The sequence below is a fragment of the Leeuwenhoekiella marinoflava DSM 3653 genome (assembly GCF_900129005.1).
Classification (GTDB): Bacteria; Bacteroidota; Bacteroidia; order Flavobacteriales; family Flavobacteriaceae; genus Leeuwenhoekiella; species Leeuwenhoekiella marinoflava.
In genome coordinates, this window is the sequence record NZ_FQUN01000005.1 from 132502 (window position 1) to 154458 (window position 21957).

The following is a 21957-nucleotide window of genomic DNA, read 5'->3' on the forward strand; positions in this document are numbered from 1 at the left end:
ATGGAAGAACATATGCTTCCCTGTCTTACTAAAAATTTTTTTGGCTTCGAGTGCATGGGTTGCGGCTTACAACGGTCATTAGTGGCCCTTTTTCAGGGACATTTTACTGAAGCTTTTGTCCTATATCCCGCTATTTTCCCTTTAGTTTTTTTAGGAGCTGTTATCGGTATTAATCTTTCTTTTGGTTTAAAATATGCAAATCGTATCATTTCAGTTTTGGCTATCTTATCTGTAACCACTATTATTGTAAGCTACATTCTTAAACTAACAACCTAATATGGAACAACAAAAACTACCTAACGCAACGATATCACTAATTCTTGGAATAGTTTCTTTTATCGCATGCTGCTTTAGTTCTGGTTTTGGAGGCGTATTGCTTTCTGCAATAGCTCTCTATCTTGCTAACAAAGACAAAAAAGTAGCTGAAGAAAATCCAGAGCTTTATGAAAATTATGGCCAAGTAAAAACCGCCAGAATTATAGCTATTGTAGGTCTAATCCTCTCTATTATTATATCTATTATTTGCTTGGTACTTATAGTAATATTTGGTAGTGTAGAAGCTATTCAAGAAGAGTTATTAGAAATGCAAAATGCTCAGGCATAGATAATATTTCTATTTAAATATTAAGTCTGAAAGCGTAAGTTTTCAGACTTTTTTATTCCCTGAAATCAACTTAAAATCTTGATTATTGTATAGGTGATTCTTCTAAAATGAATGTTTACTTTTGTCAGATTAAACACCCTAAGATGGCATATCAATTAGAAACATATTTAAAAGACTTTACAAGGTATATTGAAGGCTGGGGTATTCTTCCTTTTTATGCCGAAATGCTATCGGTTTTTATTAATGGCTTTATCTTTATATTGTTGCTTGCACTTTTAGATAAGTTACTCAAAAGAGTTATAGTTGAAGTATTTAAAATATTCAGTAATAAAACTAAGACCTCTTTTGATGATTTTTTGGTTCTTACTAATTTTCCTAGATATATAGCACATATTATTCCTCTTGCGATTTTCAAGTGGTTTTTCATTCAACTTTTAGTAGACTATCAGGTCACATTATATTGGCTTTTAAAAGCTTTTAATATTTATGTGATTTTGCTAATTCTAAAAATTATACGCAGTTTACTTAGAACTTCTAGAGATTACTTTCAAACTAAAAAACAATTCCACGATAAACCGCTTCAGAGTTATCTGCAGGTCACGATGCTTTTTCTTTGGGGAATCGGAATATTCTTTTTTGTTCTAGAGCTTTTTGATAGAAATGCAATGAACTTTGTAATAGAATTGGGAGCTGCCTCAGCTGTAATATTGCTTATTTTTAAAGACACTATTCTCGGTTTTGTAGCTTCAATACAGGTTTCAATAAATGATATTGTACGTATAGGTGACTGGATTACCTTTAGTAAATATGGTGCAGATGGTAATGTAAGTGAGATTAACCTTGCTACCGTACGGGTTCAAAATTGGGATATGACTTACACTACAATCCCAACTTACAGCCTTATTTCTGATTCTTTTCAGAACTGGAGAGGTATGCAAGAAAGTGGTGGTAGGCGTATTAAAAGAGCAGTTTTTATAAAACAAAACTCAGTTAAATTTCTCACCTCTAAAGAACTTTCTGAACTCAAAAAAATTCAACTCGTAGCTCCATATATTGAACATATGGAAAAAGAGGTCAATCGCAGCAACCGCAAACACGATGTAGATGACAGTCTTGCTATAAACGGTCTTAATCAGACTAATCTAGGAGTTTTCAGAAAATATATTGACGCTTATTTATATGAGAACCCTGCTATAAATAAAGACTTGTTTTTAATGGTAAGACACTTACCCCCTACTTCTCAAGGTATCCCAATTGAGGTTTTCTGTTTTAGTCATGACAAACGATGGGAAAATTACGAGCACATACAAGCAGATATATTTGACCATATTATTGCTGCAGTAGGTTATTTTGATTTGGAAATTTTTGAAGAGCCATCTTCTAAAGATATTACAAATTTCTTAACGCATCAACAGGATATTAAAGGTTAGCTTACTCGATATTGAAACTTTAGGTTTCACAAACCCTACTAACCTAATCTAAATGACCTTTAAAAACGTTCTCCAAATTCTTGGGGGTATTGCTATTGTGCTTACTCTTGTACCTTTTGTAGCAGCAGATTATTGGTGGATACGTGTATTTGACTTTCCACATATGCAGCTTACAATCTTTACTGCAATTGCAACACTTGCTTATTTTATGAAGTTTGACATCAAATGGGCTAAAGATTATGCATTTATGGCAATAATGGCCACATGTCTTACGATACAGGTTTTAAAAATTTATCCTTATACTCCAGTTGCTCCTCTCGAAGTTTTAAATGCTTCAAAAAATGATAAACAAAGTCAATTCAGTGTTTTGGTTTCTAATGTTTTGCAGAAAAACAAAAACCATAAATTACTTTTAGAGGAAGTAAAACAAAAAGAACCAGATATTTTACTTCTTTTGGAAACTGATACTGTTTGGTACAATGCAGTAAATACTAAACTTAAAAATAACTATTCATTTTATAAAGGTACTCCCATCAGCAATACATATGGTATGCTTTTATACTCAAAATTACCATTGATTAATCCAGAAGTTCATTACTTAATAGATGATAGTATCCCATCTATCGATGCGCAAGTTCAATTGAAATCAGGTGAGAAAATTCAACTTTACGCAATACACCCTACCCCACCTATGCCACAGCACAATACGCGGTCAACAGACCGTGATGCAGAGATGATGAAAACTGCTTTTAAAAGCCGAAAATCAAAATTACCGGTTATAGTAATTGGTGATTTTAATGATGTGGCATGGTCAGAATCCACCGAACTCTTCAAAGAAGTTAGTGAGTTACTTGATCTTCGCGTTGGTAGAGGCTTATTCAATACCTTCAGTGCAGATAGCAAGATTATGCGTTGGCCCTTAGACCATATATTTGTTTCAGAACATTTTAGAGCTCTAGAAGTTTTAAGAGGAAATACTATTGATTCTGATCACTTCCCGGCATATGCCAAACTGAGTTTAGAACTCGAAGGAAAAGATAAGCAAATACCTAAACTACCTACGGAAAGTCAACTTAAAAACGCATATGAAATTATAGAAAAAGAAGCTATTCAAAAAAACACTAAACAATAGTACCGATGCAGACCGAAGCAACCAATACCCTATCAGAATCCTTTAATAACTTCTATAATAATTTTATAGATCAGTTACCGGGAATAGGTATCGGTGTTCTTATTATAATTTTGGGTTTATTGTTGGGAGCCTGGATTGGTAATTTTGCGAAAAGACGCATCTCTCAACAAACTCAAGACCCCTTGATGAGTCGGTTTTTAGGTAAAGCAATTCGCATAACCCTTTTTATAATTGCTGTTATGCTGGCTTTAAAAGCCGCTGGGCTCGGGTCGATAGCAACAGGTATTCTGACAGCTGCAGGAGCAAGTGCAGTGGTTTTAGGTTTTGCTTTTAAAGATATTGGTGAAAATTTTATAGCTGGTATTATTTTGGCGTTCAACAGACCTTTTAATATAGATGATACTGTTGAAATAGGCGAAAATTTTGGTAAGGTAAAAGCATTAGAATTTAGATACACTAAACTCAAAACCTTTGATGGAAAAGATGTCTATATACCCAATAGCGACGTGCTTACGACTCCCGTAACTAATTATACTGAAGACGGATTTTTCAGGTGGACATTCATCATTGGTATCGCTTATGAAGATAATATTGATGAAGCCAAACGTGTGGTTATGAAAGTTCTAAAAAATGAACCCAATGTCATTGAAGATAAAGAGCATGAGAACTTTGTTATAGAGGACGAACTCGCCACTAGCACGGTAAACCTGAAAGTCTTTTTCTGGGTTGATACTAAAGATTTCCGTAGAATGGCCCTAATTACAAAAGGTAGTGTGGTACGGAACGTGAAAGAAGCACTTGAATATAACGGCTTCTATATGCCGGCAGACATTCAGGAAATTAAATTGTATGGTGCGACAAAAGATTCACCTTTCCGTTTTGAACAAGCTACTACTTCTTCAAAAACTGAAGAAACAAAATAAAAATATTGAGCTTCTAAAATCTTTCAATTCTTTAAACCAAATACCATAAAATTGTTGATACGATTAGTCCTGTAGCGGCCAACAAAGTCGTTAAAACAGACCAGGTTTTAAAAGTTTGCTTTTCGGTAAGACCTAAATATTGTTTTACCAGCCAAAACCCGCTGTCATTTATATGTGAGAATATAGATGCTCCTGCTGCAATCGCAATTACAAGAATAGCTAATTTCATTTCTCCATAATCCGTAGCTGCTAAAAGAGGAGCTGTAATTCCCGCAGCTGTAATCATTGCGACAGTAGATGAACCCTGCATAACGCGTATAATTGCTGCTACTAAAAAACCAAAAACCACCGGCGGAAAATAATCACTCGAGAGTGATGCTGCAATTCCTTCTCCTATTCCGGTATCTATTAAAATCTGCTTGAATGCCCCACCGGCACCGGTCAGCAAAATTATGACTCCGGCAGGATATAAAGCTTTGGTAGAAATTTTTAATAATTCATCTTTAGCAACATTTCGGCGAATGCCTAAAACATACCAAGCTATTATGTTTGCTAAAATCAATGCGGTAAATGGATGTCCTAAAAGTGCTATTAGAAACAAAATTGATTGAGGGATTGACCAATCTTCTACTAACGGACTCGTAAAAACTGTATTTAATACTATTAAAAAAATAGGAAGGAAAATAATACTTAAAATGGTTCCTGCGGAAGGCAACTCTATTCCTGAACTTTCTTCTTCTAAATATTCATAAGGAGCATCTATATGTATTCTTTTTGAAATAAATTTTGTAAAAAACGGACCAGCAATTGCAGCTGTTGGAATTCCGGTTATGAAACCAAAAACAATCACCCAACCCAAATTAGCTCCTAAAATATCAGCAACAGCGATAGGCCCCGGCGTTGGCGGAATAAATGCGTGCGTAACTGCTAATCCTGCTAAAAGCGGCAGTGCATATAGCAACAATGATCTTTTGGTTTTTCGTTGCAATGCATAGATTAACGGAATCAAAATGATAAAAGCTACATCAAAAAATACAGGTATTGCTATAAAAAAACCTGCTAACATAATTGACCACGGTGCTTTTTCAATTCCAAATTTTGACAAAAGATAATGAGCTAATTGCTGTGCCCCTCCAGAATGTTCTAATACCGCACCAAAAAGTGATCCTAGCCCTACTACAGTTGCCACAAAGCCAAGTGTACCACCCATTCCATTTGTGATCGAATCTAGAATACTATCTGGAGCTAAGCCACTTAAAGCTCCTACTACTATACAAACAATAAGTAATGCTAAAAATGCCTGGAGCTTCAATTTTAATATTAAAAATAAGAGTAAGGCTATGCCTGCTATTACAGCAGATAGAAGCTGATAATCCATAGTTTTAAAAGTATAGTTTATGCAGAATTTTTTCGGTGATTTCTTCGGGAGTCTGATCTATTGAAACGTGTATTCCGTAATCAGCTTCTTCTAAAGTTTCTATTTGAGAATGGAGCAAAACAGGTTTAAAAAAGTGATTTTTTCTAGACGTTAATCTCGATTTTAAAACTTCGAAGCTTCCATCTAAAAACACCCATTTTGCATCAGATTTAGATGATAAGGTCTTTCTATACGATTCTTTGAGTGCAGAGCAAGCTAATACCACTCCACCTTGAGTTTTCCATTCGGTTAATTTCTCTGCTAATATTTTTAACCAAGGTTCCCGGTCAGCATCGTTAAGCGCGTGACCAGCTTTCATTTTCTCTACATTAGCCTCAGGGTGATAATCATCTGCATCTTCAAAAGGAAGATTTAATTTTTTAGCTAATAATTTTCCTATAGTCGTTTTTCCTGAGCCAGAAACGCCGGCTACAATTATCAATTTACTCATAAATCTAAAGTTAGGTTATCTGCATCAGTGCCTGGAAGGTGCAAATTAAATCCTAAGCGCTCATTCATTTGCTTTATAAAATGTGTTGCAAGCAGCGGAGATTCTTTCTCGACATTCTGGTGAATAAAAAAATCAATTTTTTCGATTCCGGCTTCAATCCATGTTTCCAATCTTTCTACCCATGCATCTAGCCGATCATAATCACTGGGATGATTTGCACCTACAAAGCGTATAAAAGCTTCGTTATTGGTCATTCTCATATGCATGATATCTCTTCTTCCGGCAGTATCTACTAGCACGTTAGCAATATTATTCTCTTCTAATAAATGATATAATTTTTGGGAAACCGTATCATTATTAAACCAATCTGTATGTCTAAATTCTACCGCGAGTGGGACCTCATTAGGCCATGCTTCTACAAACTGCTCTACCCGATCCCAGTTCTTTGGCTGAAAATTATTATGCATTTGTAAAAACACACAACCTAGTTTTTCCTTTAATAATAAAGTATGGTCTAAATATTCTGGTAATAATTCTGCAGCACTTATCAAGCGCTTTAAATGACTGATGGTTTGGGTTATTTTAGGAAAAAACTTAAAGTCAGCTGGTACTTTTACATACCACTTTTCAAATTGCTCTTTCGGAAAAAGCCTGTAAAAAGTAGCATTCAATTCAATAGAGTTGAACTGTCTCGAATAATAGGCTAGTTCATCTTTAGTACCTCTGGGGTAAAAACCTTTAAGATCCTGTTTGTTCCATTTTGCACATCCTACGTACAATTCTGTTGTCTTTTTTGAAGCTTTACTGTTCAATAAAAACTCAGTATCAGGATGATCTGGAGGCAACGTAAAATCTATACTTCCCGGATCATCTACTTTTCCAAATTTCATTTTAATTGATTTTTAAAAGGATTAAAACTAAAAGTGACAAAACACCAATTTAGCTATAGCTTAAATATATAATTTGCAACTGTAAAAACACGTTCAAGCAGTAACCTATTCATAATAATGAAGTTTATTATTTCTCTTATTCTCGGTTTGACTGAATAAATAGTAATAAATTTCAGCAAAAATTTTATTGAATAAACAGTGCAACCTTTAACTTAATTATGAAATCATTTTTTCTACTTTTCTTTTTCTTAACCTCTACATTTCTTAGTGCTCAAGAAGAAATACTTTTAGACCTTTACGATCATAACGCAGATGAAATCATAGCGAATTATATTGAAAAAACAGGAGGTGTAGAAGCTTGGTCTGAAGTTGAAGCTACAAAGATGTTAGCAAGTTTAACGCAAGGCGATCTAACCATACCAATAACGATTTATAATACTAAAGAAGGTAAACAAGCCGTAATTGTTGAATATAGTGGAAAAAGAATCACACAAATGGCTTTTGATGGCGCAACTCTGTGGACTACTAATTTTATGACTATGGAACCCGAAATATCTTCTGATGATATGCGAAAGAATATGATGCTTAAACGCAACGACTTTCCGTCTCCATTAAATAATTATAAAGAAAATGGATACACAGTAAATTATGAAGGGACAGTGGCAAAAGATGGTGTTGTAACGTTTAAGGTTAAGCTTACTCAAGAACCAATTTCTTTAAATGGTGAAGAAAAACCTTATGAAAGCTATTATTTTTTTGATATTGAAACGTATTACCCTATCGCTATAGAAGCTACTCAAATGGGTCAGCCTATAAGTATTAAAATGAATAATTACACAGAAGTTGAAGGTCTATATTTTCCGTTTAATTTAAGTCAGGGTGGACAACCGATAACTATACGAGAAATAATCATAAATCCGGAAATAGACGATAACATCTTTGCCTTTCCTGTTAAAGATTAAAGATTATAAATCATATTGCTAAGATCTTGAAAATTATAATTTTAGGACTTGATTAATCGCTCTTTTGTTTAAACCAACTCGTTTTTTGGGTTTTTGATTTATTTTATGTAAATTTTAAAGAATCATAGAAATGTAAATTATCTATATATGAGTTCTTTAAAAACAATAAAATATTCAAAACAATTAATCGGTAGTAGTCTGGTTTGGTTAATAGGAATAGGAATGATTGGTTTTGCTATCGCAAATTCTAATTCTTTTGAACAATTAGCTCAACTCAAATATATCCCTATTTATACCGTTATATTATTATCTAGTCTTTGTCTGGGATTGTACCACTATTTATACTGGCAAGATCATAAAGTCTAATTTTTATCTTCAAGTAAGGGTACAAATCTGAATTCGCCATATTCCTTTTTCTCAAAATCAGTCTGACTTTTTCTAATAATACGAATCATTGTCTGCACTTCATCCCCTACAGGAATTATTAACTTCCCTCCTATTTTAAGCTGAGCTAAAAGTGGTTTTGGTATAAAAGGAGCACCAGCAGTAACTATGATTCCATCAAAAGGAGCAAATTCTGGCATCCCTAAATAGCCATCTCCAAAAGTCAGTCGTTTAGGTCTGTAGCCCAATTTTGATAGAAAATTCTTGGTTTTTCTAAACAACTCTTGTTGACGTTCTATACTGTAAACTTTAGCGCCAACTTCACAAAGAACAGCTGTTTGATAACCGCTACCTGTGCCTATTTCTAAAATTTTATCACCCTTTTTAATTTCGAGTAATTCGGTTTGAAAACCTACTGTAAAAGGTTGAGAAATAGTTTGATCAGCAGCAATAGGAAAAGCCTTATCTTGATAGGCATGATCTTCAAAACTGCTATCCATAAAAAAGTGTCTGGGTATCTTTCGTATTGCATCTAATACAGCTGTATTAGTAACCCCTTTTTTTTCCACAACCTGAGCGAGTAAGCGACGCTTGCCTTGATGACGAGTAGTATCCTTCATACCGCTAAAATAAGGAAACCTGTAAACGCAATCCTAGTCAAAATGCTTCAAATTTTCAACAATGTTGTTTACGCTTTCAATCTGCTTTAGAAAGTCTATTTTTGTATAACACAATTTAAAATTCTACAATTTTCTTTTAGATTGAATTCTTAAAAATTAAATCCTTTTCAAGGAAAAATACACAATATATTATGCTAAAAGCCGGCGTACTTGGTGCAGGTCATCTGGGAAAAATTCACTTAAAACTCTTACAACAATCTGAAGAATATGAACTGGTAGGTTTTTACGATGAGTCTGAAGAAACTGCTGAAGCAGTCTCTAATGAATTTGGATATCACAGATTTAAAACCATTGAAGCCTTAATCGAAGCTTGTGATATGGTTGATGTAGTTACACCTACCACACATCACTTTGACTGCGCAGAACAGGTTATAAAGGCCGGTAAACATTTGTTTATTGAAAAACCTATAACACAAACCGTTGAGCAAGCTGTAGCGATACGTGAACTTGCAAAGAAGCATGGCGTACGTGGTCAAGTGGGACACGTAGAGCGTTTTAATCCGGCGTTTACGGCGGTAAATCATTTGATTGAAAACCCAATGTTTATTGAGGCACATCGTCTGGCGGAATTTAATCCACGAGGAACAGATGTTCCTGTGGTGTTAGATTTGATGATTCATGATATTGATGCGATTTTAAGTGTTGTAGACAGTAAGGTTAAACATATCTCTGCTTCTGGAGTTTCTGTAATTAGTGATACTCCAGACATTGCTAATGCACGTATTGAGTTTGAAAATGGCTGTGTGGCTAATCTTACTGCCAGTAGAATTTCAATGAAAAAAATGCGTAAAGCACGTTTTTTCCAAAAAGATGCGTATATCTCTGTTGACTTTTTAGAGAAGAAATGCGAAGTTGTACGTATGAAAGATGCGCCACAAAATCCTGATGATTTTGCGATGATTCTTCAAAATGCCGAAGGTGTCAAAAAGCAAATCTATTTTGATAATCCTGAAGTTGAACCGAATAATGCTATTTTAGATGAGTTAGATGCTTTTGCTAAAGCGATACAACAAGATACGACTCCTATCGTTAGCTTAGCACAAGGCACCGAAGCGCTTCGTATTGCTATGAAGATTATTGCTGATTTATAATTGTAAAACGAACTCAGAGTTTAACTAAACGAATTTTAATTTCGATTATCGAGTAAAAGCTGCTCAACACTATATGATTGCAATCTTAAAGAAAGAATTTCATTCATTTTTTGCATCGCCTGTAGGCTATCTTGTTATAGGTCTTTTTCTTGTTTTAAATGCGCTGTTCCTATGGGTATTTGACAATGATTATAATCTTTTTGATTATGGTTTTGCAGATCTTACTCCTTTCTTTCAATTAGTTCCGTGGATTTTTATTTTTCTGATTCCGGCAGTGACGATGCGCAGTTTTAGTGATGAATTGCGTTTAGGAACTTTAGAATTGTTGCTTACTCGACCAATTAGTAAAGTACAGTTGGTCCTCGGTAAATTCTTTGGCGCATTACTTCTAATTGTCTTAGCATTAGTTCCTACGCTAGTTTATGTTTATGCCATTGATCAACTGGGTAATCCACAAGGAAATTATGATTTTGGTATTTTAACAGGTTCATATTTAGGCTTATTATTTTTAGCTTCAGCATATACCGCGATAGGTGTTTTTGCCTCTACCCTTTCTGAAAATCAAATTGTAGCTTTTATAATTGCAGCTTTTTTGTGCTTCCTGTTTTTCTTCGGTTTTAATGCGCTAGCGGAAGTTGTAAATATTTCGGTTTTAAAAGAACTCAGTATACAAAAACATTTTGAAAGCATCAGCCGAGGCGTCATAGACAGTCGGGATCTTATTTATTTTTTAAGTTCAACCGCTTTTTTTATCGGTCTTACCGTTTTTAAGCTTGAACATAAAATAAGATAATATGAAACAGAACACTAAATATCTATTGTCTCTGGTGATCATCGTCGGTATTCTGATTATTTCAAAAATGGCTCACTTTAGAATAGATCTAACCACAGACGGTAGATATACTTTATCTGAAACTTCAGAAAATATAATTGCAAAAGCCACAGATGCAGTTATCGTTGACGTTTTTCTCGAAGAAAACGTTCCTGATGCGTTTTTAAAACTACAGATTGAAACCCGCCAATTACTTGAAGAGTATGCTTCGGCAAACTCAAATATCAAATTTGCATTTGTCAATCCCGTTCCTGAAGGAGCAGTTGTAGAACAAATTGCAGAAGACTTCAATAACCGCGGTATGCGCCCCGAACAGGTTCAATTACGCAATAATGGTAAAGTGAGTCAGGAGTTTATTTTTCCGTGGGCTATCGCTTCCTATAAAGGTCAAACAGTTCGTGTTCCTTTATTAAAAAAGACTTTAGGAGCAAGTCCTGATGAATTGGTTAGCAGGTCAGTTCAAAATCTGGAATATGCATTTTCTGAAGCATTTTACAAGTTACTCAATCCTAAAAGTAAGCGTATTGCTGTTTTAAAAGGGAATGGAGAAATGCAAGATAAATACATCGCAGATTTTTTAAAAACACTACGCGAAAGCTATTATATTGCTCCATTTCCGTTAGATTCAATTTCGGCTAAGCCAGATACTGTAATGGCTGCTCTGAATAAATTTAACCTTATTGTAGCAGCAAAACCTACCGAAGCATTTACAGATCTTGAGAAATATGCTTTAGATCAGTATACAATGCAAGGTGGCAAATCGCTTTATCTGATAGATCAAGTTGCGATGGAAACAGATAGTCTGTATCTCAATAACGGAAGGGCTCTTGCTACGGCAAGAAGCTTGAATCTAGATGATTTTTTCTTTAAATATGGAATACGTATCAATCCGGTTTTAGTTGAAGATTTATATGCCGCTCCGCTTGTTTTAGCTAGTGGTGAAGGCAACAATTCGCAATACTCACAATTACCGTGGTTTTTCTATCCGCTAGTATCACCTGAAGAAAATCACCCAATTAGCACTAATATTGACAATCCGGTATTTTTTAAATATGCCAACCAGATAGACCTTTTAGATACTCCTGTAGAAAAAACAGTGTTGCTTCAAAGTTCTGTTTTATCTAAACTGAATGGTGTCCCACTCCCTATTAGTCTTGAATCAATCACAACAGAACCAAGCCCCGAAAACTACAGCTCAGGAAATCAAAATTTAGCAGTTTTACTGGAAGGCCAATTTACTTCAGCCTTTATAAATCGTATTCTTCCTATTGAGAATAGCCAGATTCCTTTTCGCGAAAGCGCAATAAGAAAAACAGCAATGATTGTTGTCGCAGATGGAGATTTAATTAAAAATGATCTGGATCAAAATGGACGACCCTTAGAATTAGGTTTTGATAAGTTCACTTTTAAAGAATATGGCAACAAAGAATTTTTACTCAATGCAGTCAATTACCTTCTGGACGACTCCGGTCTTATTAACATTAGAAGCAAGAGTATTGTGCTTCCTGCACTTGATATTCAAAAAACAACTAATGACCGTTACACGTGGCAGGCCTTGACATTAGGGCTTCCGCTGGTTATGCTTTTAATTTTTAGCTTTGTTTATACCTATTTGAGAAAGCGCCGTTACAACTCATAAGTGTTGATAAGTTTGTTTCGACAAAAAAGCCTATTACGATATCTTTGTGAGGCTGCAAATTCAGCTTAAAAAAATTTTCACAACCAATTGAATTCAAGTTTTGACTTCTGGTCAAACCGCATAAATAGCTATTTCTTATGAAATTTATTGTATCGAGTTCTTACCTTTTGAAACAATTACAAGTCTTAGGTGGAGTAATCAATAACAGCAATACCCTACCTATCTTAGACAATTTTTTGTTTGAGTTAGACGAAAACATTCTAAAAGTTTCTGCTTCTGATTTAGAAACAACAATGATTGCTACACTTGATGTAGAATCTGACGATAACGGAAGCATTGCTGTACCGGCTCGTTTGCTTTTAGACACGCTAAAAACATTTCCAGAGCAACCGTTAACGTTTGTGGCAGGTGATAACAACACTGTTGAAATCAGCTCAAATCACGGTAAATATGCATTAGCATATGCTTCTGGTGAAGAGTTTCCTAATGCTGTAGAACTTGACGATCCTAGTACGGTAAGTATTCCTGCGGGGGTCTTAGCAACAGCGGTGAGCAATACTATTTTTGCAACCGGTAACGATGATCTAAGACCGGTAATGAGTGGGGTGTTCTTTCAGTTTGATACAGAAGGTTTAACTTTTGTAGCAACTGACGCACACAAACTTGTAAAGTATGGTCGTACTGATGTGAAAGCAAATCAGACGGCAGAATTCATTATGCCGAAAAAACCTTTGAATCTTTTAAAAGGAATTTTAGCAGCTAGTGATGATGATATTAAGGTAGAATATAATGACTCAAATGCGAAGTTTAGCTTCGATAACGTTCAGTTACTTTGCCGATTAATTGATGGAAAATACCCTAATTACGAAGCTGTAATTCCTAAGGAAAATCCAAATAAGCTAATTATAGACCGTAATCAATTTTTAAATTCTGTACGTCGGGTTTCTATTTTCTCTAATAAAACCACGCATCAGATCCGTTTAAAAATTGCAGGAGCAGAACTTAACATTTCTGCTGAAGATATAGATTACAGTAACAAAGCAGAAGAGCGTTTAACCTGTGATTATCAAGGAGACGATATGCAGATAGGCTTCAACAGTCGTTTTCTTGTAGAAATGCTTAATAACCTTAACGCTAATGACGTTTCTTTAGAAATGTCACTTCCTAACCGTGCAGGAATTTTAACTCCTGTAGACGGACTAGATGAAGGTGAAAAAGTAACCATGCTGGTAATGCCCGTAATGCTAAATAGTTAAGAAAGATAAGTAAGTACCTTTTATTGTAAAAGCGTCCTTGTGTTAAAGCATTAGGGCGCTTTTTGTTTTTCTCCGAAAAAAGTCCGACATATGCCGAGCCTTTTAAATTCTAGTTTGTGTTCTTAATTAAATGTATACTGCAATCCCGGGCCGTCACAAGCACTCCAAGTACTCTCTAAACTATCAGAGCTAGTATATTTTAATAATTCTGTTTTATCTCCTGTACAATTACCTACGAGTTCACTATCAGAATCATGTACAAACTTGAGGTACTTATCACTATTAATCATAACGATATCAAAAAAACCTTCGGATGTTAAAGTCTTGCCTTCACTTTTTCTAACCTTTTTAAACCGCATTCCCGGTCCTAAAGTGTAGGTTTCTCGCCAAGACATTTCTTCACCGGTAGTTTCTGAACCTCTAATCTGACCGCTCATTTTAACCAAATTTAATTCTACAGAAATTTCTTGTTGAACCAAATCTGCTGTAGTATCATTTTCATCTGCACATGAAACAAACAGACTCACAATAAGTGCTACTGAAGCTATTCTTATATTCATTGTTATTTATTATTTGTTATAAGACGCAAAAATGATAAAAAGGTTGCGTCAAAAAAGCATAAAAAAGACCGACTAAATTAATAATCGGTCTTTCAGATACTTATAATAAAAATAATTTACACTCGCGGAAGATCTCCATCACCTTTAAGCGGTAAATCTGATTTTCCCATCAAATATTTATCAACGTGATGAGCAGCTTGTCTACCTTCAGAAATAGCCCAAACAATCAAAGACTGACCTCTACGTGTATCACCAGCAGCAAAAACACCCGGGACATTGGTCATATAATCTTCAATAGATGCTTCAATATTTGTTCTGGCATCCATCTTTATACCTAACTGTTCAGCAATTGTTGGTTCACTACCAGTAAAACCAAGTGCTAATAAAACCATATCTGCTTTCCATTCTTTCTCCGTTCCAGGAATTTCAGAAAGATTAGGTCGTTCTCCAGGCTTATGAGTCCATTCTACTTCTGCAGTAACAAGACCGGTTAAATTACCAGCATCATCACCAACAAATTTCTTTGTAGAGATAGAAAAGAAACGCTCTGCTCCTTCTTTATGCGAACTACTGGTGCGTAAACGCATCGGCCAATATGGCCAAGGCTGATTTTCAGGGCGCTCTGCAGTCCCCTTACTCATAATCTCAAAATTATTCACACTATTCGCTCCGTGTCTGATAGAAGTACCAATACAGTCACTTCCGGTATCTCCACCACCAATAACAATAACATCTTTGCCAGTAGCTTTAATATCTTCCCCTTCCCAAGTCAATCCATCTACGCGACGGTTACTTTGTGGTAAGAAATCCATCGCCTGATAAATACCTTTTAAATCAGAACCCGGTATTGGTAAATTACGTCTTACTGTTGCACCCGTAGATAAAACTACTGCATCAAATTCTGACTTTAATTCATCAGCTTTGATATCTTTCCCCACATGAACACCACATTTAAAAATAATTCCTTCTTCTTCTAAAACCGCTAGTCTGCGATCTATCACGCTTTTTTCCATCTTAAAATCAGGAATACCATAGCGTAATAAACCTCCCGGTTTCTCGTCACGTTCAAAAACAGTTACGAGATGACCTGCACGATTTAATTGTTGTGCTACTGCCATACCAGCAGGACCAGATCCAATAACAGCAACACTTTTTCCAGTTCTATTTTCTGGAGGATTAGCTTTTATCCAACCATTTTTAAAAGCTTCTTCAGCTATATTTTTCTCAATATTCTCAATGGTAACAGGGTCTTCATTAATCCCAAGTACACAAGCTTCTTCACAAGGGGCAGGACACAATCTACCTGTAAATTCAGGAAAATTATTTGTTCCGTGTAAAATAGTAGCAGCTTCTTCCCAACGCTCGCGATAAACAGCGTCGTTAAAATCTGGAATTAAATTTCCTAACGGACAACCACTGTGACAAAAAGGAATACCACAATCCATACAACGTGCACCCTGATTTTTAAGCTCAGGTTTATCTAATGGTATGGTAAATTCTTCATATTTCTGAATCCGTTCCTCAACAGGTTTGTACGGTTCAATCTTTCTTTCGTATTCTAAAAATCCGGTTACTTTTCCCATGATTCTATTTATTCCGTTAAATCTGTTAATTTTTCTTCTTCTTCAAGTCTTATCAATGCTTTACGATATTCTTCCGGTAAAACTTTAACAAACTTAGGTAAATAAGCATCCCAATTCTCTAAAATGCGCTGAGCTAATGAACTTTGCGTGTAATTGTAGTGATTTGTAATAAGCTCCTTAAGTTGAAGCTTATCTTCCTCTTCAGTAATGGGATCAAGGTTTAAATCAGTAGCATTACATTTTCCTATAAAAGTTTGATCCTCGTCAAGAACATAACTGATACCACCACTCATACCTGCACCAAAATTACGCCCTGTTTTACCAAGAATTACGGCAACACCACCAGTCATATACTCACAACCGTGATCTCCTATACCTTCTACTACAGCTATAGCTCCACTATTTCTTACACAAAAACGCTCTCCGGCTACACCGTTAAAATAAGCTTCCCCACTAGTTGCTCCATAAAGTGCAACGTTACCAATGATGATGTTCTCGCTAGCTTCAAAAGTTGCTTCTTCTGGCACTTTAATAATCAATCTTGCTCCAGAAAGACCTTTACCTACATAATCGTTAGCATTACCATCTATCTTTAAGGTCAAACCTCGTGTAGCAAATGCTCCAAAACTCTGACCGGCAGAACCTTTAAAGTTTACTTTCAATGTATTATCTGGTAAACCTTGCTCTCCATATATTTTAGATATCTCGTTACTTAAAATGGCTCCTACTGCACGGTTTAAATTGGTGATATCAAGATCTAAAGTAGTTTTTTCCTTACGGAACAAAGCAGTGTGTGCTAGTTCTATAATTTCAAAATCTATAGCTTTTTCTAAATGGTGATTTTGAGTTTCAGTATTATAAATTTTTACACCTTTAGGAACTTGAATATCATGCAAAATAGGAGATAAATCAATACCCGCAGCCTTATAATGTTCTACTGCTTTATTTCGATTTAATTTATGAGCTTGACCTACCATCTCATCGACAGTACGGAAACCAAGCTGAGCCATAATTTCTCTTAATTCTTCAGCAATGAAATACATAAAGTTCACCACATGTTCTGGTTGACCTTTAAATTTCTTACGTAAATCAGGATTTTGAGTTGCAATACCTACAGGGCATGTATTTAAGTGACACACACGCATCATAATACATCCTGAAGCTACTAATGGTGCAGTTGCAAAACCAAATTCTTCTGCTCCTAATAAACAAGCTACAGCAACATCGCGACCTGTCTTTAACTGACCGTCACATTCTAAACGAATACGGCTACGTAAATCATTAAGAACTAATGTTTGTTGCGCTTCTGCAATACCGAGTTCCCAAGGTAAACCAGCGTGACGTAATGACGTTAAAGGTGAAGCTCCTGTACCTCCATCAAAACCAGATACTAAGATCACATCTGCCATTGCTTTAGCAACACCAGCTGCAACTGTACCCACACCAACTTCAGACACTAATTTTACGTTTATACGCGCTTCTCTATTTGCTGATTTAAGGTCATAAATTAATTGAGCTAAATCTTCAATTGAGTAAATGTCGTGATGCGGTGGTGGTGAAATCAAACCTACGTAAGGTGTACTTTTACGGGTTTTCGCAATAAATTTATTTACTTTTTCACCAGGTAATTGCCCACCTTCTCCTGGTTTAGCTCCCTGAGCCATTTTAATCTGAATCTCTGCAGCACTAGTCAAATAATTACTGGTAACTCCAAAACGACCTGAAGCAACCTGCTTAATTGCTGAGTTTCTCCAGTCACCGTTAGGGCTTTTGTAAAAACGCTCTGCATCTTCTCCTCCTTCACCACTATTACTTTTACCCCCTATACGGTTCATTGCAACAGCTAGGTTTTCATGAGCTTCTTTACTAATAGAACCATATGACATTGCTCCCGTTTTAAAACGCTTTACAATTTCAGTCCAAGGTTCTACTTCTTCAATAGGAATAGGATCGTAATTAGAAAACTCAAATAAACCACGAATTGTCATCAACTGTTTTGACTGCTCGTTTACAAGTTTTGAATATTCTTTATAGGTTTTAGGATTGTTCTGACGTACTGCTTCCTGAAGTTTTGCAATAGAAAGGGGATTGAACATGTGTTTTTCCCCGTTGCGTCTCCAGCGGTAATCTCCACCTATTTCCAAGTCTAAATTTCCTGAAATATCCTTACGGTTAAATGTACGATTATGACGTTTTGCAATTTCTTGCTCAACTTCATAAAGACCTATACCTTCAATACGACTTGGAGTATTTGGGAAATATTTATTTATAAGTTTAGAATTAAGTCCTAAAGCTTCAAATAGTCTAGAACCACGATAAGAATTCAAAGTTGAAATACCTATTTTATTCATTACCTTAACAACACCCTTACCTACAGCTTTGTTATAATTTTCAACAGCTTCCTGAAAGTTTACACCTTCTAAGTTATCTGCTTCAATTTCTTTCTGAATAATCTCATTTACCATATATGGATTAATAGCACTTGCACCATAACCAAATAATAAAGCAAAATGATGTACCTCGCGAGGTTCTGCAGATTCAACAATAATACTCATCTTAGAGCGCTGACCGCTTCTAAATAGACCACTATTTAAATAAGAACATCCTAATAATGCTGGAATAGGTGCCATTTCTGCATTTACACCTCTATCTGATAAAATTAAAATAGTATGACCTTCGTCAATTCCTTTTGAAGCCTGAGCAACCATTTCTTCTAAAGCATCTTCAAGTCCATTTAACCCGCGCTTAGATTCATAAAGCATCGGTATGGTCTTTACTTTGAAATCAGGATTGTCATAATTCTTAATCTTATCAAGATCTTCTTTAGATATAACCGGATTTTGAATTCTAATTTTCTTACAGTAATCTGGAGTAATCTCCATTAAATTGGTATCTGGCCCCAAAGTAAGACTTAGGTCTGTAATCAACTCTTCACGGATACCATCTAAAGGCGGGTTTGTTACCTGAGCAAACAACTGCTTAAAATAGTTGTAGATGAGCTGAGGTCTATCTGATAATACTGCTATTGGCGTATCTGATCCCATAGAACCTATAGGCTCTTTACCTTTATTAGCCATTGGCAAAATAATAGTGCGAATATCTTCTTGAGTATATCCAAAGGCATTTTTACGCAAGTCAAAAACAGTATCCTCTAATTTAAAATCAACATTCCTATAAGGAATGTCTTTTAAGTTTACTCTATTTTTATCCAACCAAGCCTGATAAGGATTTTGCGTAACGATACTTTCTTTAACCTCTTCATCATTTACAATACGGCCGGCTTTCATGTCTACTAAAAACATTTTACCTGGCTCTAATCTACCGTGAAAAGCAACATTTTTAGGTTCTATATCAAGAACTCCGGTTTCAGAAGACATTATTACATCTCCTGTTTTAGTTACCGTATAACGAGAAGGTCTTAAACCATTACGGTCTAATACGGCACCTATATAATCTCCATCTGTAAAAGGAATAGACGCAGGACCATCCCACGGCTCCATAATACAGCTATTGAATTCATAAAATGCTTTTTTCTCAGCACTCATATCTTTATGCTTCTCCCAAGCTTCGGGCACAAGCATCATCATAATCTCTGGCAAAGATCTACCAGACATTAAAAGGAGTTCTACAACCATATCCATAGAAGCAGAATCAGACTTTCCTTTTAATATAATAGGAAACAATTCTTTTATCTCATCACCAAACCATTCACTCTTTAAGAGCTCTTCTCTACTTCGCATACGCGAAACATTACCACGTAAAGTATTTATCTCTCCGTTGTGGCACATATATCTAAAAGGTTGGGCTAGATCCCATGTAGGGAATGTGTTTGTTGAGAATCGCTGATGTACCAGTGCAAGTCTTGTCGTTAGATCTGGATCTAATAAGTCTGTATAATAATACTTAATATCCTCAGGCATTAGAAGACCTTTAAAAATAAGTGTCTTATTAGATAAACTTGGTAAGTAAAAATAAGAGCGCTCAGAAAGTTTACTTTCTAATATAGTATGCTCTGTTATTTTACGAGCGGTATAGAGTTTAACCATAAACTCGCGCTCTTCCATATCAGCATTAGGCTTACCTACAAATATTTGCTCTATATGTGGTTCAACACTAGCTGCAATCGCACCTAGATAACCGGCATCAACCGGAACTTTCCTCCAGCCTAATAAAACTAGACCTTTCGCCTTAATTTGCTCTTCAAATACTTTTTTACAGTATGCACGCTGATTTTCCTTTTTAGGTAAGAAAACATTACCCATAGCATATTCTCTTGCTTCAGGAAGTTCAAAATCACAATTTTTCTTAAAAAAATCATATGGTATATCTATAAGTATACCGGCACCATCTCCTGTTTTACCGTCACTACTTACTGCGCCACGATGTTCTAATTTTTCGAGAATTTCAAGTGCCTTATGAATAATACCATTAGACTGCTTTCCTTCAAGACTACAAATGAACCCCGCACCGCAATTCTCGTGCTCCCATTCTGGTGAATATAAACCTTGTTTTTCCATAAATTTTTTGCTCTTTATTAAAGACAGAATTATAAAGCTATTCAATAAACTGAAATGCCAATAATTTTGGAGAATAAGATTTTCATTATTTCGATTTTCATAAAATAAGCACTATAAATTATAAAGAAGTCAAAAAATGGCTTTGCTTTTTGATGAAAATGAAATGGGTTTTTGGCTAAAATCGTCCTTTTCCGTAATAATTGAACAACTCTAAATCTTAAGCGAATGTTAACAATTGACGTTTTTGATGCTTTTTTACCTCATTTTTTACTAAAAATTAACAAAAACTGCACATTAAACATAAATAATATCACAATTTAAATCTATCGAAATCGGTTTCGAGTAACATACCCTAAAAATTTAGGGGGTATAATTATCGAAATAACAAAAATTTGACCGTTACCCCTATTTTTTTAGGGGTAGTTTCAAATAATACCTAGTTTAGCAATTCACCAATTAATCAATTTAGAAAATGAAAAAATTAATTTTACCTGTTATGCTATGCTTAGGTATTTCTGCCTTTGCTCAAGAAGAAGAAACTTCATGGACTGATGGATTCACATTATCTGGATCTATTGATGCCTATTTCAGACAAAACATCACTACTCTGAACAAGGTTACAGATGAAGAGTATCCTACACCAGGATCTTCTTTTGCAAACCAACCGGGTTTTGCTTTAGGCATGGCAAACGCAGTATTAAGCTACGAAAAAGGAAATGTAGGTGCTGTTGCCGATCTGGTTTATGGTCCTCGTGGTACAGATGCGGTTTTTAATTCTACAACTTCCAGTTCTAGTATTGTTAACCAGTTATACGTTTACTGGAACGTTAGTGAAAGTGTAACCTTAACTTTTGGTAACTGGAACACCTATTTAGGGTATGAAGTTATTTCACCAGCCGCAAACTTCAACTACTCTACATCGTATATGTTCTCTTACGGACCATTCTCTCATTCAGGTCTTAAAGCAGACTTTGCTTTAGATGACAACTGGAGTGCAATGCTTGCCGTTATGAATGCTACTGACTTTACCGACTTTAACCCTTCAGGGAGTTACACTTTTGGAGGTCAGTTAGGATATTCTACAGACAGCGGTAGCACATTCTTAAACTTATTATACGGAGATCAGGATGGGGATTATACCGACCAAGGCATGGGAGAAGGAGCTGGATCAACTTTTCAAGTTGATTTAACTACGGGTTATGACTTAAGTGACTTATTTTATTTAGGATTAAACGCTACTTATAACACTACGGATGCTGGAGATTTAGCTGATGATTATGGATTCTACGGTGTTGCGCTTTATGCACAAGCAGCTTTAAGTGATTCATTTTCATTAGGACTTCGCCCAGAGTACTTTAGTCAATTCGGTACTGGTATAAATGATTTTGATGCTATTGGAGGTGCAGATGCTGACGGAGATGCTAATGTATTTGCGGTTACATTATCTGCTAATGCAAAAGTTGGTCCTTTGACTTTTATTCCCGAATTTAGATTAGATTCTGCTAGCGAAGATGTTTTTCTTGACTCTTATGACGGAACACCTACTTATACAGGTAGCCTAGGTTCTTTCTTGCTTGCGGCCGTATATTCATTTTAACCTAAACTA

At 35.5% G+C, this 21957-nt stretch carries 19 protein-coding genes; 12 read left to right on the plus strand and 7 right to left on the minus strand.

What is annotated here, in order from left to right; genetic code table 11:
- The 5 genes from BUB91_RS04260 (at position 1) to BUB91_RS04280 (ending at position 4089) form a co-directional block, all read left to right on the plus strand.
- A complete protein-coding gene (locus BUB91_RS04260; protein WP_073097428.1) occupies positions 1-276 on the plus strand; it encodes a DUF2752 domain-containing protein in 276 nt (91 codons plus the stop codon).
- Position 277: 1 nt separating this feature from the next.
- Positions 278-604 carry a CCC motif membrane protein gene (locus tag BUB91_RS04265; RefSeq protein WP_073097430.1) on the plus strand — a complete coding sequence of 109 codons (327 nt, stop codon included), beginning with the start codon at positions 278-280 and terminating at the stop codon, positions 602-604.
- A gap of 143 nt (positions 605-747) precedes the next feature.
- Complete coding sequence (locus tag BUB91_RS04270) at positions 748-2034, plus strand: mechanosensitive ion channel family protein (RefSeq protein ID WP_073097724.1); 1287 nt, start codon at positions 748-750, stop codon at positions 2032-2034.
- A gap of 52 nt (positions 2035-2086) precedes the next feature.
- The gene (locus tag BUB91_RS04275; protein ID WP_073097433.1) at positions 2087-3166 is read left to right on the plus strand and encodes an endonuclease/exonuclease/phosphatase family protein; all 1080 of its coding nucleotides are present in this window, start codon (positions 2087-2089) and stop codon (positions 3164-3166) included.
- 5 nt (positions 3167-3171) lie between these two features.
- Entirely contained in the window at positions 3172-4089 is a 918-nt protein-coding gene (locus BUB91_RS04280) for a mechanosensitive ion channel family protein (protein WP_073097435.1), read from the plus strand.
- A 31-nt stretch (positions 4090-4120) separates the two neighbouring features.
- On the opposite strand, the gene BUB91_RS04285 is transcribed toward BUB91_RS04280, so the two are convergent.
- From BUB91_RS04285 to BUB91_RS04295, 3 genes are read right to left on the minus strand one after another with little or no spacing between them, the layout of a single operon-like run.
- The gene (locus tag BUB91_RS04285; protein WP_073097437.1) at positions 4121-5467 is read right to left on the minus strand and encodes a GntP family permease; all 1347 of its coding nucleotides are present in this window, start codon (positions 5465-5467) and stop codon (positions 4121-4123) included.
- Positions 5468-5471: 4 nt separating this feature from the next.
- On the minus strand, positions 5472-5957 hold the full coding sequence (locus BUB91_RS04290) for a gluconokinase (RefSeq protein WP_073097439.1): 486 nt from the start codon (positions 5955-5957) through the stop codon (positions 5472-5474).
- Entirely contained in the window at positions 5954-6847 is an 894-nt protein-coding gene (locus BUB91_RS04295) for a DUF72 domain-containing protein (protein ID WP_073097442.1), read from the minus strand. The genes BUB91_RS04290 and BUB91_RS04295 overlap by 4 nt, the downstream gene beginning before the upstream one ends.
- A gap of 218 nt (positions 6848-7065) precedes the next feature.
- On the opposite strand from BUB91_RS04295, the gene BUB91_RS04300 reads away from it, so the two are divergent.
- A complete protein-coding gene (locus BUB91_RS04300) occupies positions 7066-7809 on the plus strand; it encodes a hypothetical protein (protein WP_073097444.1) in 744 nt (247 codons plus the stop codon).
- Between the two features lie 147 nt (positions 7810-7956).
- On the plus strand, positions 7957-8175 hold the full coding sequence (locus BUB91_RS04305) for a hypothetical protein (protein ID WP_073097448.1): 219 nt from the start codon (positions 7957-7959) through the stop codon (positions 8173-8175).
- Here BUB91_RS04305 and BUB91_RS04310 read toward each other — a convergent pair.
- Positions 8172-8813, minus strand: coding sequence for a protein-L-isoaspartate(D-aspartate) O-methyltransferase (locus BUB91_RS04310; protein WP_073097450.1), 642 nt, complete (start codon positions 8811-8813; stop codon positions 8172-8174). The two genes, BUB91_RS04305 and BUB91_RS04310, sit on opposite strands and share 4 nt — an antisense overlap.
- Positions 8814-9004: 191 nt before the next feature.
- Here BUB91_RS04310 and BUB91_RS04315 point away from each other — a divergent pair, with 191 nt between their 5' ends.
- The 4 genes from BUB91_RS04315 (at position 9005) to dnaN (ending at position 13691) form a co-directional block, all read left to right on the plus strand.
- Entirely contained in the window at positions 9005-9964 is a 960-nt protein-coding gene (locus BUB91_RS04315) for a Gfo/Idh/MocA family oxidoreductase (RefSeq protein WP_073097453.1), read from the plus strand.
- Between the two features lie 73 nt (positions 9965-10037).
- On the plus strand, positions 10038-10757 hold the full coding sequence (gldF, locus tag BUB91_RS04320) for a gliding motility-associated ABC transporter permease subunit GldF (RefSeq protein WP_073097455.1): 720 nt from the start codon (positions 10038-10040) through the stop codon (positions 10755-10757).
- A 1-nt stretch (position 10758) separates the two neighbouring features.
- Positions 10759-12435, plus strand: a complete 1677-nt coding sequence (gldG, locus tag BUB91_RS04325) for a gliding motility-associated ABC transporter substrate-binding protein GldG (protein ID WP_073097457.1) — start codon at positions 10759-10761, stop codon at positions 12433-12435.
- 137 nt (positions 12436-12572) lie between these two features.
- Positions 12573-13691, plus strand: a complete 1119-nt coding sequence (dnaN, locus tag BUB91_RS04330; RefSeq protein WP_073097459.1) for a DNA polymerase III subunit beta — start codon at positions 12573-12575, stop codon at positions 13689-13691.
- A gap of 122 nt (positions 13692-13813) precedes the next feature.
- On the opposite strand, the gene BUB91_RS04335 is transcribed toward dnaN, so the two are convergent.
- The 3 genes from BUB91_RS04335 to gltB all read right to left on the minus strand — a co-directional run bounded on the left by BUB91_RS04335 (position 13814) and on the right by gltB (position 20351).
- A complete protein-coding gene (locus BUB91_RS04335) occupies positions 13814-14251 on the minus strand; it encodes a hypothetical protein (RefSeq protein WP_073097462.1) in 438 nt (145 codons plus the stop codon).
- A gap of 116 nt (positions 14252-14367) precedes the next feature.
- Positions 14368-15834, minus strand: a complete 1467-nt coding sequence (locus tag BUB91_RS04340) for a glutamate synthase subunit beta (RefSeq protein WP_073097464.1) — start codon at positions 15832-15834, stop codon at positions 14368-14370.
- A gap of 8 nt (positions 15835-15842) precedes the next feature.
- Complete coding sequence (gltB, locus tag BUB91_RS04345) at positions 15843-20351, minus strand: glutamate synthase large subunit (RefSeq protein WP_073097466.1); 4509 nt, start codon at positions 20349-20351, stop codon at positions 15843-15845.
- A gap of 472 nt (positions 20352-20823) precedes the next feature.
- Here gltB and BUB91_RS04350 point away from each other — a divergent pair, with 472 nt between their 5' ends.
- On the plus strand, positions 20824-21948 hold the full coding sequence (locus BUB91_RS04350; RefSeq protein WP_073097468.1) for a porin: 1125 nt from the start codon (positions 20824-20826) through the stop codon (positions 21946-21948).
- Positions 21949-21957: the final 9 nt, after the last annotated feature.